The 12,821-nt window shown below is 73.0% G+C and carries 12 protein-coding genes and 1 pseudogene; 9 read left to right on the plus strand and 4 right to left on the minus strand.

The genetic code is table 11. The features are described 5' to 3' along the window. Window positions 1-2: 2 nt before the first annotated feature. Both AC07AW_RS12190 and AC07AW_RS12195 read left to right on the plus strand, forming a co-directional pair. Complete coding sequence (locus AC07AW_RS12190) at window positions 3-1,055, plus strand: AI-2E family transporter (protein WP_478816217.1); 1,053 nt, start codon at window positions 3-5, stop codon at window positions 1,053-1,055. Between the two features lie 109 nt (window positions 1,056-1,164). After that, window positions 1,165-2,814, plus strand: a complete 1,650-nt coding sequence (locus AC07AW_RS12195; protein WP_478815367.1) for a glycosyl hydrolase family 8 — start codon at window positions 1,165-1,167, stop codon at window positions 2,812-2,814. On the opposite strand, the pseudogene AC07AW_RS12200 reads toward AC07AW_RS12195, so the two are convergent. Then, window positions 2,791-4,505: pseudogene (locus tag AC07AW_RS12200) on the minus strand (FAD-dependent monooxygenase). The gene AC07AW_RS12195 and the pseudogene AC07AW_RS12200 overlap by 24 nt on opposite strands. Window positions 4,506-4,631: 126 nt before the next feature. On the opposite strand from AC07AW_RS12200, the gene AC07AW_RS12205 reads away from it, so the two are divergent. From AC07AW_RS12205 to AC07AW_RS12230, 6 genes are all read left to right on the plus strand, one after another. Continuing rightward, complete coding sequence (locus AC07AW_RS12205; RefSeq protein WP_478815368.1) at window positions 4,632-4,973, plus strand: Lsr2 family DNA-binding protein; 342 nt, start codon at window positions 4,632-4,634, stop codon at window positions 4,971-4,973. Further along, complete coding sequence (locus AC07AW_RS12210; protein WP_478815369.1) at window positions 4,970-5,647, plus strand: 4'-phosphopantetheinyl transferase family protein; 678 nt, start codon at window positions 4,970-4,972, stop codon at window positions 5,645-5,647. The genes AC07AW_RS12205 and AC07AW_RS12210 overlap by 4 nt, the downstream gene beginning before the upstream one ends. A 50-nt stretch (window positions 5,648-5,697) precedes the next feature. After that, complete coding sequence (locus AC07AW_RS12215) at window positions 5,698-6,054, plus strand: hypothetical protein (RefSeq protein WP_478815370.1); 357 nt, start codon at window positions 5,698-5,700, stop codon at window positions 6,052-6,054. A gap of 83 nt (window positions 6,055-6,137) precedes the next feature. After that, window positions 6,138-6,629, plus strand: a complete 492-nt coding sequence (locus AC07AW_RS12220) for an SAM-dependent methyltransferase (protein WP_478815371.1) — start codon at window positions 6,138-6,140, stop codon at window positions 6,627-6,629. A 70-nt stretch (window positions 6,630-6,699) separates the two neighbouring features. Continuing rightward, window positions 6,700-7,377, plus strand: coding sequence for a response regulator transcription factor (locus tag AC07AW_RS12225; RefSeq protein ID WP_478815372.1), 678 nt, complete (start codon window positions 6,700-6,702; stop codon window positions 7,375-7,377). Next, entirely contained in the window at window positions 7,374-8,837 is a 1,464-nt protein-coding gene (locus AC07AW_RS12230; protein WP_478815373.1) for a sensor histidine kinase, read from the plus strand. The genes AC07AW_RS12225 and AC07AW_RS12230 overlap by 4 nt, the downstream gene beginning before the upstream one ends. On the opposite strand, the gene AC07AW_RS12235 is transcribed toward AC07AW_RS12230, so the two are convergent. From AC07AW_RS12235 to AC07AW_RS12245, 3 genes are all read right to left on the minus strand, one after another. Beyond that, the gene (locus tag AC07AW_RS12235) at window positions 8,800-9,312 is read right to left on the minus strand and encodes an SgcJ/EcaC family oxidoreductase (protein ID WP_478816218.1); all 513 of its coding nucleotides are present in this window, start codon (window positions 9,310-9,312) and stop codon (window positions 8,800-8,802) included. The genes AC07AW_RS12230 and AC07AW_RS12235 overlap by 38 nt on opposite strands. A gap of 193 nt (window positions 9,313-9,505) precedes the next feature. After that, window positions 9,506-10,906 (minus strand): MFS transporter, encoded by a 1,401-nt coding sequence (locus AC07AW_RS12240; RefSeq protein ID WP_478815374.1) that lies wholly within the window; start codon window positions 10,904-10,906, stop codon window positions 9,506-9,508. 94 nt (window positions 10,907-11,000) lie between these two features. Next, entirely contained in the window at window positions 11,001-11,387 is a 387-nt protein-coding gene (locus AC07AW_RS12245) for a hypothetical protein (protein WP_478815375.1), read from the minus strand. Between the two features lie 184 nt (window positions 11,388-11,571). Between AC07AW_RS12245 and AC07AW_RS12250 the strand changes: the two genes are divergently transcribed. Then, window positions 11,572-12,783, plus strand: coding sequence for a serine hydrolase domain-containing protein (locus AC07AW_RS12250; RefSeq protein ID WP_478815376.1), 1,212 nt, complete (start codon window positions 11,572-11,574; stop codon window positions 12,781-12,783). The last annotated feature ends 38 nt before the right edge of the window (window positions 12,784-12,821 follow it).

The following is a 12,821-nucleotide window of genomic DNA, read 5'->3' on the forward strand; positions in this document are numbered from 1 at the left end:
CCATGCAGCCAGGCACACCCCCGACGGTCACCCCCTTCCTCCGTACGGCCGCCGCCTACGCGTGGCGGCTGCTCGTCGTCGGCCTCCTCGTCTACAGCCTGTTCGCGGTGCTCGGGCGGTTCCACGAGATCGGCGTGGCCGTCTTCCTCGGCCTGGTGATCACCGCACTGCTCCGGCCCGTCGCCGACCTGGTCGCGCGCGGGCTGCCCCGCCCCCTCGCGGTCGCCCTCACCCTGCTCGGCAGCATCGCGCTCGTCCTCGGGGTGCTCGCGCTGGTCGGCGAGGCGGTCGCGGGGGAGCGGACCACACTCGTGCGCGAGTTCCGGGAGGGGGTCGGGCGCATCGAGGACTGGCTGGAGCGGCCGCCCTTCCGGCTCGACCCGGACGCGCTCTCCGGCGTGCAGGAGAAGATCGGGCAGTTCCTCTCCAGCCATCGGTCGGCCCTGCTCAGCGAGGCGGTGAGCGGAGCCGGGCATCTGGTCGCCGTGCTCACCACGCTGGCCCTCGGCCTGTTCAGCGCGGTCTTCTTCATCCACTCCGGGGACCGGCAGTGGGCCTGGTTCCAGGACCAGTTGCCGGCGTCCGTACGCCACCGCGTCGGCATCGGCGGGCGCGCGGCCTGGCGCACCTTCACCGGCTACACCCACGGCATCGTCCTGGTGGCCGCGGTCAACGCGACGCTCGTCGGCATCGCCCTCTGGGTCCTCGGTGTCCCGCTCGCGGTGCCGCTCGCCCTCCTGGAGTTCCTCGCCGCCTTCATCCCGCTGATCGGCTCGCCGATCGCCCTCGCGGTCGCCGCCGTCGTGGCACTCGCGGCGAAGGGCCCGCTGGTCGCCGGGATCGTCGTCGCCCTGATCGTGATCATCGGTCAGATCGAGGGGCATCTGCTGCACCCCCTCGTCATGAGCTGGGCCGTGCGGCTCCACCCGCTGGTCGTGGCCATCTCGGTGATCGCGGGCTCGATCGCCGCGGGCATCGTGGGCGCGGTCGTGGCGGTCCCACTGGTCTCGGTGGTGTGGTCCGTCCACACGGCGCTCAGGGACGCACGCGCGTGAGTTCCCCGGTGCACGGGGTCTTGCGCCGGGCGTACGGCCTCTCTACTCTCCCCGACCAATGGTTAGGAATATTTCCTAACGATTGGCCATGGAGGGAAAGGGAGTTGACATGCGTCGACGAAGCGTCTCGCTTCTCGGGCTCGCGGGTCTGCTGGCGTTGCCCCTGACGGTCATGCCGCAGGCGCAGGCCGCCGACGGCCTGGTGTCCGCCGGAAGGCCGACGACGGCCTCGTCCGTCGAGACCGCGGCCTTCGGGCCCGGCCTCGCGGTGGACGGCAGCACGGCGACCCGCTGGGCGAGCGTCGAAGGGGTCGACCTGCAGTGGATACGGATCGACCTGGGGGCGAACCACACGATCTCCCGGGTGAAGCTCAACTGGGAGGCCGCGTACGGCAAGACGTACCGCATCCAGACCTCCGCCGACGGGTCGACCTGGACCGACGTCTACTCCACCACCGCCGGTGACGGGGCGACCGACGACCTCACCGTCTCCGGCAGCGGCCGCTACGTCCGGATGTACGGCACCGGCCGCGGCACGCCGTACGGCTACTCCCTCTGGGAGTTCGAGGTGTACGGCGCGCCCACCGGCACCGGCGGGGGCGGCGGAGGACCGGCGGTCCCCTTCGGCAGCCACCTCAAGCCCTACGCCGCCGGCATCCTGAAGCCCTCCGGCACACAGACGGCCCTCGACCAGAAGGTCGTCGACTACTACAACAGGTGGAAGGCCGCCTTCGTCCGGCAGAACTGCGGCAACGGCTGGTACCAGATCATCTCACCCGACGCCGACCACCCCTACGTCGCCGAGGCGCAGGGCTACGGCATGGTCGTCACCGCCACCATGGCGGGCGCCGACCCGGACGCCAAGAGGATCTTCGACGGTCTCGTCAAGTGGAAGATCGACCACCCGTCCTCGGTCAACCCGAACCTGCTCGCCGCCGAACAGGACACCGCCTGCAAGAGCGTCAACGGCGGCGACGGCGCCACCGACGGCGACATGGACGTGGCCTACGGCCTGCTCCTCGCCGACCGGCAGTGGGGCAGCGGCGGCACGTACAACTACAAGGACCTCGCGCTCAAGCACATCGCCGCCATCAAGAAGGACGAGGTCAACCCGACGACCAAGCTCCTGAAGCTGGGCGACTGGAGCAGCTCGGGCGACCAGTACTACTACATCTCCCGTACGTCGGACTGGATGACCGACCACTTCCGCGCCTTCCGTGCCGCCTCGGGCGACACCACCTGGGACGCCGTGCGCAGCGCCCACCAGACGCAGATCTCCCGCCTCCAGTCCACCTACGCCTCCGGCACCGGACTCCTGCCCGACTTCGTCGTCGACACCAACACCACGCCCAAGCCTGCCCCCGGCCAGGTCCTGGAGGACCCCAACGACGGCTCGTACTGGTGGAACGCCTGCCGTACGCCGTGGCGCATCGCCGACGACGCGGTGACCAGCGGTGACGCCACCTCCCTCGCCGCCGCCCGGAAGCTCAACGGCTGGATCAAGACGAAGACCGGCGGCGACCCGAACAAGATCGCCATCGGCTACAAGCTCAACGGCACCCAGATCTCCTCGGGCAGCGAGGCCGCCTTCTTCGCCCCGTTCGCGGTGGCGGCGATGACCGACCCGGGCAGCCAGGCCTGGCTGGACGCCCTGTGGAACAAGATGCTGGCGACCCCCGTCGACACGAGCAGCTACTTCTCGGCCAGCATCCAGCTCCAGGTCATGATCACGGCCTCAGGCAACCACTGGGTCCCGTAGCGGGGTGTCCCGCCGCACGGACAGGGCCCTGAGATAACCGCTCAGGGCGGCGGCGGTACCCGAGAGCGGGAAACGGGCGCCGAGCTGCCCGTCGGGGCGGACGACGAAACCGGTCGCGCCGCCGGGGAGATAGAGCCGCGCGAACTCCCCGGCGGCGTCGCGGTACACGGGCACGGACGGGGCCGCGGACCCGGCGGCTCCGGCTCCCGCCCCGGTGGCCGCGCCCCCGCCGGCGGACTCGTCCGCGTCCTCCGCGCCGGCCGCGAGGATCGCCACGGCCGGGAGGCCGGCCGTGGCCCGCGCCACCGCGGCGGCCCCGGCCAGCGCGGCCCCGTCCGACCCGTACAGCAGCACCACATGCCCCGGGCGCCCCCGCAGCACGTCGAGAAGACGCAGGGGGTAGGCGGCGATCGGGGTGGCCAGGCCCGTGCAGTCCGGGGCCCGGTCGCCCGGCTGGGGCGCGTCCTCGGGGCCGTACCGGACGCCGGAGAGCGGACCGTCCCGATGGCTCACCAGGAGCTGCGCCTCGCGCAGGAGCAGCGTCCGCCGGTCCTCGGGATCGGCCCCGATGCCCCGTACGGCGTGCCGCACGGTCCGGCCGACGACCTCCTCGCCGACCGGACGGCGCTCGGCGTCGTACGTGCCGAGCAGCTCGGGCCCCGCCTCGCCCCGCACCACGAGGGCGAGCTTCCAGGCCAGGTTGCAGGCGTCCTGCACCCCGGTGTTCATGCCCTGGGCACCGGTCGGCGGATGGATGTGCGCCGCGTCGCCCGCCACGAAGACCCTGCCCCGGCCGTAACGGTCGACGATGCGGTGGCTGATGCGGAAGACCGAGGACCAGCGCAGGTCCGAGAGCCGGGCCGGGCGCGGCGCGAGACGGTCGACGACGGCCTGGAGGTCGGCGAGCGAAGGGACCCGGCCGGTCTCGGGACCGTGTGCCACACCGTCCGGCGCGGCCGCTGCCCGGGACGGGGAGAGTTCCGGCGGGAGCTTCATCGACATGCGGTAGCGCCCCGCCCCCGGCAGCGGGATGCACACCAGCACGTCGCCGGGGGAGCCGTCGGCGCCCAGGCGGGTCGACCGGACGCCGTAGCCGGAGGGCATGTCCCAGTCGGCGACGACATCGCCCAGCATGTACTCCTCCTGGAACGCCCCGCCCTCGAACGACAGGCCCAGCGTCTTCCGTACGACGCTGTGCGCGCCGTCGCAGCCGATCAGGTACGGCACCCGCAGTTCCTCACGGCCCCGGAGGCCGTGCGCAGCCGCGCCGTGACCCCGTCCCGGTCCTGGGTGAACGACTCCAGCCCGGTGCCGCGCTCGACAACTGTCCCCAGGCGGGCGACGTACTCCTCCAGGAGCCGTTCCGTCTCGTACTGCGGCAGCGCGGCGAAGCCGTAGGGCACCTCGGGCGGCATCGACAGCTCGATCCGGTCCTGCTCGCGGCCGTCGACGTAGCTCAGCTGGCCGCGCAGCGGCACCGCGGCCTCCAGGACGGCCCGGACCAGGCCCATCCGGTCCCAGAGCTCCAGGGTGCGCGGCTGGATCCCCACCGCCTTGGCATACGGAAGACGGGCCGGCAGGCGGTCGACGAGCCGGCAGTGCACACCGTGCCGGCGCAGCTCGGCGGCCGCGCTCAGGCCGACCGGGCCCGCGCCCACGATCAGGACGTCGGTGGTGGTGCGGTACGCCACGCGTGCCTCCAGCACTGGCTTGCCCCCGGCGGATCTCCGTAAGCCATCGTCACCCGCGTCCGCCGGGTCGGCGAGCGGTACGGCCGTCCGGCGGGCCTGTCGGACGGGGCGGGTACTGTCGCGGCCATGCCCGAACTGATCACTCCCACCGTCCGACTGCACACCTCCTGGACGGAGGCGTACGCCGAATGGCCCGCCGGCGCGCAGCAGGACGGGGCGGGGCTCCCGCTCGCCCCCGAGGGCGGCGTCCGGACGAGCGCGTACGGCACGGAGCGCCGGTACGGGATCACCCCGCCCCCGGCGGCCCCCGCGCTGCCGGTCATGCGCCCCGGAGGGATCCCCACGAACGAACTCCGCGTCTGGGCCAGGGCCCAGGGCTTCGAGGTGCCGGACCGCGGCCGGGTGCCGAGCGAGGTCTGGAGAGCGTGGGAGCGCGCCACCGAGGAAGCCGCGGAGGCCGCCGGATGATCGCGGAACTGCTGCCGGACACCGTCGCCTCCGCCTGGCGGAGTGACGACACGGAGCCCGTCACGCTCTTCCCCGAGGAGGCCGCCTCCGTCGCGCGCGCCGTCGTCGGGCGACAGCGCGAGTTCGCCACCGTACGGCTGTGCGCACGGCTCGCGCTGCGCCGCCTCGGCCTGCCCGAGACACCCCTCACACCCGGTGTGCGCGGGGAGCCGCGCTGGCCGCACGGCGTGGCAGGGAGCATGACCCACTGCGCCGGATACCGGGCCGCGGCCCTGGCCAGGACGGCGGACGTGCTGTCGCTCGGCATCGACGCGGAACCGGCCGCGCCCCTGCCCGACGGGGTCCTCGACGGCGTCTCCCTGCCCGGGGAGCGGCGCCACCTGGACGCCCTGACCGCCCGTACGCCGGGCGTCCCCTGGGACCGGCTGCTGTTCAGCGCCAAGGAGAGCGTCTTCAAGACCTGGTACCCGCTGAACCGGAGCGAGCTCGGATTCGAGGAGGCGTCGGTCGACTTCGCACCGGCCCCGGGCCCGCACCGCCACCCCACGGGAACGTTCACCGCGCGGCTCCTCGTCCCCGGCCCCGTGACCGGCCACACCCGGCACGACCACTTCACCGGACGCTGGCTCGTGCGCGAGGGGCTGGTGCTGACCGCGATCGTCCTGCCCCGCTGACGGTACGGGCGTACGGAACCGGGCGGCGGCGCCCGGCGTCCGTCCCGGGCATGAGCGAGAACCCGACAGAGGAATCACGGGACCGGGCCGAGAGCGCCGTCGGCTGCCTGCTCGCCGTCGCCGGCGTCGCGGTCGCGGCCACCTTCGCGCTGCCCCGGGCCGCGTACAGCATCGACGGCGGCTTCGAGGCACACGCCCGCGACTGGGGAGTGATCCTCGTCGACCTGCCGCTCATCCTCTTCACCGGTCTCGTCCTCCCGCCGCTGACCTGGGCGGCGGCCGTCCGGTGGCTCCGGCCCTGGGCGGCGGCGCTCGTCTGCGTCGCCGTCGCGGGCCTCGCCCTGTGGGGCCTCGCGTCCTGGTGGCACCCGCGGCAGCCGGATCCGGGGTACGGGCCCGGCATCTGACGGTTCCTCGGCCGGGGTAGCGTGCCCCCGGGCGCGCCCCGCCAGGGGTGCGGCCACGACCACGAGAGGACGAGAAGAAGCCCATGGCGCAGGAGCACAAGGAGCACACCCCGAGCACGGTCGTCTCGCAGCCCGTGGGACATGTCGTCGGCGGGCGGGGCGAGGTGCGGGACGACGAGTGGGGAGACGTTGAGTCGATCGTCCGCCTCGACGCGGAGGCCTTCGGCCCCGAGGCGCTGGCCGGACTCGACGCCTTCTCACACCTGGAGATCGTCTACCACTTCGACCGGGTGAGCCCCGACGCCGTGCAGACCGGCGCCCGGCACCCGCGCGGCAACGAGGAGTGGCCGCTGGTGGGGATCTTCGCCCAGCGCGGCAAGAACCGCCCCAACCGCCTCGGCGTCTCCCGCTGCCGCCTGATCCGCACGGACGGCCTGGACCTCCATGTGCGGGGCCTCGACGCGGTCGACGGCACACCGGTCCTCGACATCAAGCCGTACATGACGGAGTTCGGCCCCCAGGGACCGACCACCCAGCCCGCCTGGGCCGACGAGATCATGCGCCACTACTACTAGGGGTGTTGCGAGCCCCGGGGGCGCCTCCCGGTGGTGAACCGGCGTACGGAACCCGAACTAGGGTTGCTCCGTGCGTGTACTGCTGGTGGAAGACGACGAGCCGGTCGCGGAGTCCCTGCGGCGCGGGCTGCTGCGCTACGGGTTCGAGGTGGAGTGGGTCACCACGGGGACGGCGGGACTCGCCGTCACCACCCCGTACGACCTGGTCCTGCTCGACCTCGGCCTGCCCGACACCGACGGGCTCGACGTCTGCCGGGCGCTGCGCCGGCGCGGCGACGTGCCGATCATCGTGATCAGCGCCCGCAGCGACGAGACCGACCGGGTCGTCGGCCTGGAGATCGGCGCCGACGACTACGTCTCCAAGCCCTTCGGGGTACGCGAGGTCATCGCCCGGATCAGGGCCGTGATGCGCAGGGCGCGGCCGACGGACCAGCCCACCGGACCCCAGCGGTACGGTGCCCGGCTGACCGTCGACCGCAAGGCGGCGCGCGTCTGGCTGGACGACTCCGAAGTGGCGCTCACGCCCAAGGAGTACGACCTGCTCGCGTTCCTCACGGAGGAGCCGGGCGCGCTGATGTCCCGCGAACAGATCATGGAAGCCGTCTGGGACGCCAACTGGTTCGGGCCGACCAAGACCCTCGACGTCCACGTGGCGGCGCTGCGCCGCAAGCTCGCCGGGGCCGTGACCGTCGAGGCGGTCCGCGGCGTGGGCTTCCGCCTGGTCGTGGAGCCCGTGGGCCGCCCGTGATCAGACGCCTCATCGTCAGCTACGTGGCCCTGGTCGCCGTGGCGCTCGCCGCCTTCACCGTGCCGGTCGCGTTCACGCTCACCGCCCAACTGCGCGGCGACACCGAGGAGTCCGTACGTCGCGAGGCCACCACCATGGCGCTGCTCCTCGGGGACGGCGACGCGCCCGCCCGACAGGCGCTCGCCCGGATGGTCGGCGCGTACGCGGACGAGACGCCCGGGACGGTGGAGGTGGTGGCCGCCGACGCGCGGAGCCCGATGGAGCCGCTGCCCCTGCCGGCGCACCCGGACGACCCGGCGTTCGGCGCGGCACTGGAACACGGCAGGACCACCGTCGACTGGGGGTCCCGGCTCGTCTGGGGACCCGAACTGGTCGTCACCGTCCCCGTGCACGCCCGGAGTACGGCCCCCGAGGACCACAGACTGGGGGAGTCCGCCCCGGCGCGGCGGATCGTCGGCGCCGTCCGCATCCGGTACGACACCGCCGACCTGAGCGACCGGCTGTGGCGGATCTGGGGCTTCCGGGCGATCCTCGCCGTCGGCGTGCTCGCGGTCGCCGCCGGTCTCGGCGCGATCGTCGCCCGGCTGCTCACCAAGCCGCTGCGCCAGCTCAACGACATGGCCAGCCGGTTCGGCGACGGCGACCTCACCGCCCGCTCGCCCGTCACCGGCCCGCACGAGACACAGACCCTCGCCCGCACGCTCAACCAGGGCGCCGAACGCCTCGACACCCTCGTCGCCTCGCAGCGCATCTTCGTCGCGGACGCCTCGCACCAGCTGCGGACCCCGCTGACGGCGCTGCGGCTCTCGCTCGACAACATCGCGGACGGCGTCGACGACGAGTTCGTCCGCGAGGACGTCGACCAGGCCACCGCCGAGGTCGTACGGATGAGCCGCCTGGTCAGCGGCCTCCTCGTGCTCGCCCGCGCCGAGGCCAAGGTGTCCGCGCCCGAACCGCTGGCGCTGCGCGAGCTGGTCGAGGAGCGGCTGAAGGTCTGGCGGCCGGCCGCCGACGAACGCGGGGTGACCATCGTCCTCACCGGCGACCCCGAGGAGCTGCCGCGGGTCCTCGCCGGGCCCGGCAACCTCGACCAGGTCCTCGACAACGTGCTCTCCAACGCCCTGGAGGTCTCCCCGGACCGGGGGACGATCACGGTACGGATGGAGGCGGGCGGCCCCGAGGAGGTGGTCCTGGAGGTCCTCGACCAGGGCCCCGGCATGTCCGCCGCCGAACAGGCCCGCGCCTTCGACCGGTTCTGGCGCGGCCAGGGACTGACCGGTCGCTCGGGCTCCGGCCTGGGCCTCGCCATCGTCAAGCAGCTGGTCACGGACGACGGCGGCGGGGTGGCCCTGCGGGACGCGCCCGACGGCGGACTGTGCGTACGGATCGTGCTGCGGACCCTCGCCGAGGGACCCCGCTGGATCAGCCCTCGGCCGGGAGCACCGAGGAGTGGTGGTTGACGATCAGCCACCGGCCGTCGCGCTTCTCGTACACGTAGGTGTAGCGCGCGTCGACCGGCTTGGTGACGCCGGTCTTCGGGTCGGTGAGGTGGAAGCGGTAGAGACCGGCGTCGATCGCCGAGTTTGCGTCGAGGACGTTGATCTCCGTACGGATCTTCTCGCCCCTCGGCTTCTTCTGCAGGAAGTGCGCGAAGTAGTCGGCTATCTCCGCGTGGTCGGTGCGGATCCGCGGGGAGGCCGTCGGCAGCAGGACGGCGTCCTCGGCGTACAGGTCGGCGACCCGCTCCGGGTCGCCGGAGCGCAGCGCCGCGTTCCACCGGTCGAAGAGACCGGCGATCTCCCGCTCTGCGGTCTTGCCGCGCCGGTGGTCCTTCTCACCGGCCTGCGCCACACCGACCCCGAGGGTGAGGGTGCCGAGGGCCGCGACGGCGAGACCGCCGGCGAGGGTGGCGCGGGTACGGGCCATGCGCTTCATCAGGAACTCCTGCATCGAGTGAACGTCCCCCGAACGCCGGTGCGTTCGGGTGCTGCCACTCTCGCGAGGCGCGGTACAGCCCCCGTACAGCCCCGGTACAGCGGACGGCCAGGGCGCGGCCAGGACTCGGGAAAGACACCCCGCCGGGATGGAGCCCGAGCCCCCCGCAGAGGGCCTCCCTCCGGCCGCGCCTCTAGCGTGCCCGGCCCGGCCTCGGCGCCGCCGCGCGCGCCACGACGAAGAGGAAGAGTCCGCAGGCCGACACGATCAGCCAGCCCGGACGGGTCGCGGCGGCGAGCTCCGTGGGGCCCGCGCCGGTGACCAGGCCGCCGGCGACCGCGATGCCGACCGCCACGCCGACCTGGCGCGAGGTGGACGTGATCGCCCCCGCGACTCCGGCCCTGGACGGCGGCAGTCCGCCGACCGCGGTGTTGGTCAGGGGCGCGTTGGCGAAGCCGAACCCGATGCCGATCAGGAGGAAGGCGAGCAGGATCACCGCCACGCTCGTGTCCCCGTCCAGGCCCACCAGGCAGAGACCACCGGCGGCGGTGAACCCGCCCGCGAGGATCAGCGGCCGCCGTGGCCCGATCCGGGCCACCAGGGCGCCGGACCAGGGCGCGCACAGCGTCGCCCCGAGCGCCATGGGCAGCGTCGTGGCGCCGGCCGCGAGCGGGGTCCAGCCGCGGCCGTGCTGCAGGTAGAGGGTGCTGAGCAGCAGGGTCACGTTCAGCGCGACGAACACCGCCGTCGCACCGAGCACCGCCGTGACGAACGGCGGGCGACGGAAGAGGCCGAGGTCCATCAGCGGCTCGTCGCGCCGGAGTTCGACGCGTACGAAGCCGGCGACGGCCGCCGCGGTGAGTATGTAGCCGGAGACGGCCGCGGGCGAGGTCCAGCCGATGCGGGGGCCTTCGATGAGGAGACCGACGGTGAGACAGAGCACCAGGGTGAGGAGGATCTGACCCGGCAGGTCGAGACGACGGGCGCGCTCCCCGCGGGACTCCGGCACGAACAGGGCGACCAGGACGAGCGCGAGGACCACCACCGGGGCGTTGATCCAGAACACCGAGCGCCAGTCGAACGCGGCGATGAGCGCCCCGCCGGTGACCGGTCCCGCCGCCATGCTCAGCCCGAAGACCGAGGCCCACACCCCGATCGCGCGAGCCCGTTCGCGGGGGTCTGGCATCGCGTTCACCACGATCGCCAGGGCCACCGGGCTCAGCATCGAGGCCCCGATCCCCTGGACGGCACGGGCGGCGACCAGCACGCCGAGCGAAGGGGCGAGGGCGCACACCAGGGAGGCCAGGCCGAAGACGACCAGCCCGGTGCGGAAGACCCGGCGGCGCCCGAGGCGGTCGGCGAGGGCGCCGGAGACGATGAGCAGGCTGGCCATGACCACGGTGTAGGCGTCGACGACCCACTCGAGACCGCGGGTGCCCACGTCCAGGCCCCGGCCGATCTCCGGCAGTCCCACATTGACGATGGTGGCGTCGACCCCCACCAGGAACATGCTGAGCGCGCAGACCGCGAGCACCGTCCAGCGCCGGCGTGCGCTCAGCGGGGCGGGTGGGGCGGCCAGGGATGTCGTGACCACAGGAGGTCCCCCTTCGACGAGTTCCGAGGCTGCCCAGACTCGGACCGGGGGAGGGGTACCGGCAAAGAAATTTGCGGAGACCGCAAAAAGATGGTCAGAGGGAGAGGAACAGGTCCCCGGGGGCGTCGTCGAGGACGAACCCGTTGTCGAAGCGGACGCGGACCGTCAGGCGCAGTTTCCGCTCCTGGTACGCGGTCCACGCGGGTTCCAGGGAGCCGACCTGCTCCTCCAGTTGCTGCCTGCTGCCCGGGGGCATCTGGTGCCCGAAGTCGTCCAGGAGGGACTTGAGGCGCTCGTACTCGCGGACCTCCTGGCTCTGCGGCCGGTCCTCGTCCACGCGCTCGACCGTGCCCTCGACGCCTGCGGCCAGTGCCAGGAACCCGGCGCCCGCGTCGGGCGAGGCCTCGCCCGCCGGGACGACCTGCCCGGCCAGCCGGAGATCCACCGTCAGGCGCACGCGCCCGCCCTCGTTGAGCGTCATCGGTCCTTCGTCTCCATGTCGTCGGGGCTGTCATTATCCGGCGCCTGGGGCCGTCCCGGTTACGCGCGTGACCCCGTACGGGTGGACTCGCCGCCCCCGTACGGGAGGGGAGGGCCGCCGCCCGGCCCCCGGTGGTGATGTGGCCGTCCCGAAGCTCTCGCGACCCGGAAGAGGCGCCCCCCATATGAGACGTATCCCCACCCGACGGCTGTTCGCCGCGACGCTGCTCGTCGCGTCCGTCCTCGCGCCGATGACGGCGACACCCGCCACCGCCGTCCACGCCGCGGTCGCGACCGCGGGCGTCCAGCGGCACGGCGAGGACGACTGCCCGCCGGACGGGCTCGGCCCCGAGCTCACCGCCCGGCTCGACAAGGCCATCGAGGACGTCCGCAAGCAGGCCGGCATCCCCGGGGTCGCCGTCGGCCTGTGGATGCCCGGCAAGGGAAGCTACGTCCACGCGACCGGCGTCGCCGACAAGGTCACCGGCGAGCCGATGACCACCGACGGCTTCATCCGCATCGGCAGCGAGACCAAGACCTTCACGGTCACCGCGCTCCTGAAGCTCGTCGACGACCACCGGATCCGCCTCGACGACCCCATCTCCCGGTACGTCCACGGCGTGCCGAACGGCCGCCGGATCACCCTGCGCCACCTCGCCGAGATGCGCAGCGGCCTCTTCCCGTACACCTCCGACCCGGACTTCATCCACGACCTGCTCAGCGAGCCGGAGCGGTACTTCACCCCGGAGGAGGCGCTCGCGTACGGCTTCAAGCACAAGAACACCTTCAAGCCGGGCGCGCAGTTCGAGTACTCGAACAGCAACCTCGTCCTGCTCGGCCTGGTGGTCGAGAAGGTCAGCGGACAGCCCCTCGACGCGTTCCTCCGCAACCGTGTGCTCCGCCCGGCCCACCTGCGCCACACGTTCCTCCCGTCCGGCCCCGAGTTCCCCGAGCCCCACCCCCGCGGTTACACGAACCAGACGCTCAGCGGCGCGGTCGTGGACAGCACGGACTGGAACCCCAGCTGGGCCTGGGCGGCCGGGGCGATGGTCTCCGACCAGCACGACCTGCGGCGCTGGGCGAAGATCCTCGCCACCGGGGAGCTGCTGAGCCCCGAGACGCAGGCGCAGCGCCTCAAGACGCTCCCCACGGGCTTCCCCGGCCTCAGCTACGGCCTCGGCATCTTCGACGCCAACGGTTGGATCGGGCACAACGGGTCGATCCCGGGCTACGAGACGGTGACGGTGTACCTGCCGGAGCGGGACGCCACGCTGGTCATCATGATCAACACGGACATCACCAGCCAGGGCCAGGAGCCGTCGACGCTGCTTGCCCGAGCGATCACGTCCGTCGTCACCCCGGACCACGTCTACGCCGGCGGGATCCAACCCCGCTAGGGCCGGTCGTCAGGGCGCCGCCCCGCGGAATGCGGGGC

Source organism: Streptomyces sp. NPDC044003 (genome assembly GCF_056435185.1).

What these genes read in the sequence shown, in the direction of transcription:
- AC07AW_RS12190 (WP_478816217.1), top strand. Translation starts at nt 3, where the DNA reads ATGCAGCCAGGCACACCCCCGACGGTCACCCCCTTCCTCCGTACGGCC.
- AC07AW_RS12195 (WP_478815367.1), top strand. Translation starts at nt 1,165, where the DNA reads ATGCGTCGACGAAGCGTCTCGCTTCTCGGGCTCGCGGGTCTGCTGGCG.
- AC07AW_RS12205 (WP_478815368.1), top strand. Translation starts at nt 4,632, where the DNA reads ATGCCCGAACTGATCACTCCCACCGTCCGACTGCACACCTCCTGGACG.
- AC07AW_RS12210 (WP_478815369.1), top strand. Translation starts at nt 4,970, where the DNA reads ATGATCGCGGAACTGCTGCCGGACACCGTCGCCTCCGCCTGGCGGAGT.
- AC07AW_RS12215 (WP_478815370.1), top strand. Translation starts at nt 5,698, where the DNA reads ATGAGCGAGAACCCGACAGAGGAATCACGGGACCGGGCCGAGAGCGCC.
- AC07AW_RS12220 (WP_478815371.1), top strand. Translation starts at nt 6,138, where the DNA reads ATGGCGCAGGAGCACAAGGAGCACACCCCGAGCACGGTCGTCTCGCAG.
- AC07AW_RS12235 (WP_478816218.1), bottom strand. Translation starts at nt 9,312, where the DNA reads ATGAAGCGCATGGCCCGTACCCGCGCCACCCTCGCCGGCGGTCTCGCC.
- AC07AW_RS12245 (WP_478815375.1), bottom strand. Translation starts at nt 11,387, where the DNA reads ATGACGCTCAACGAGGGCGGGCGCGTGCGCCTGACGGTGGATCTCCGG.
- AC07AW_RS12250 (WP_478815376.1), top strand. Translation starts at nt 11,572, where the DNA reads ATGAGACGTATCCCCACCCGACGGCTGTTCGCCGCGACGCTGCTCGTC.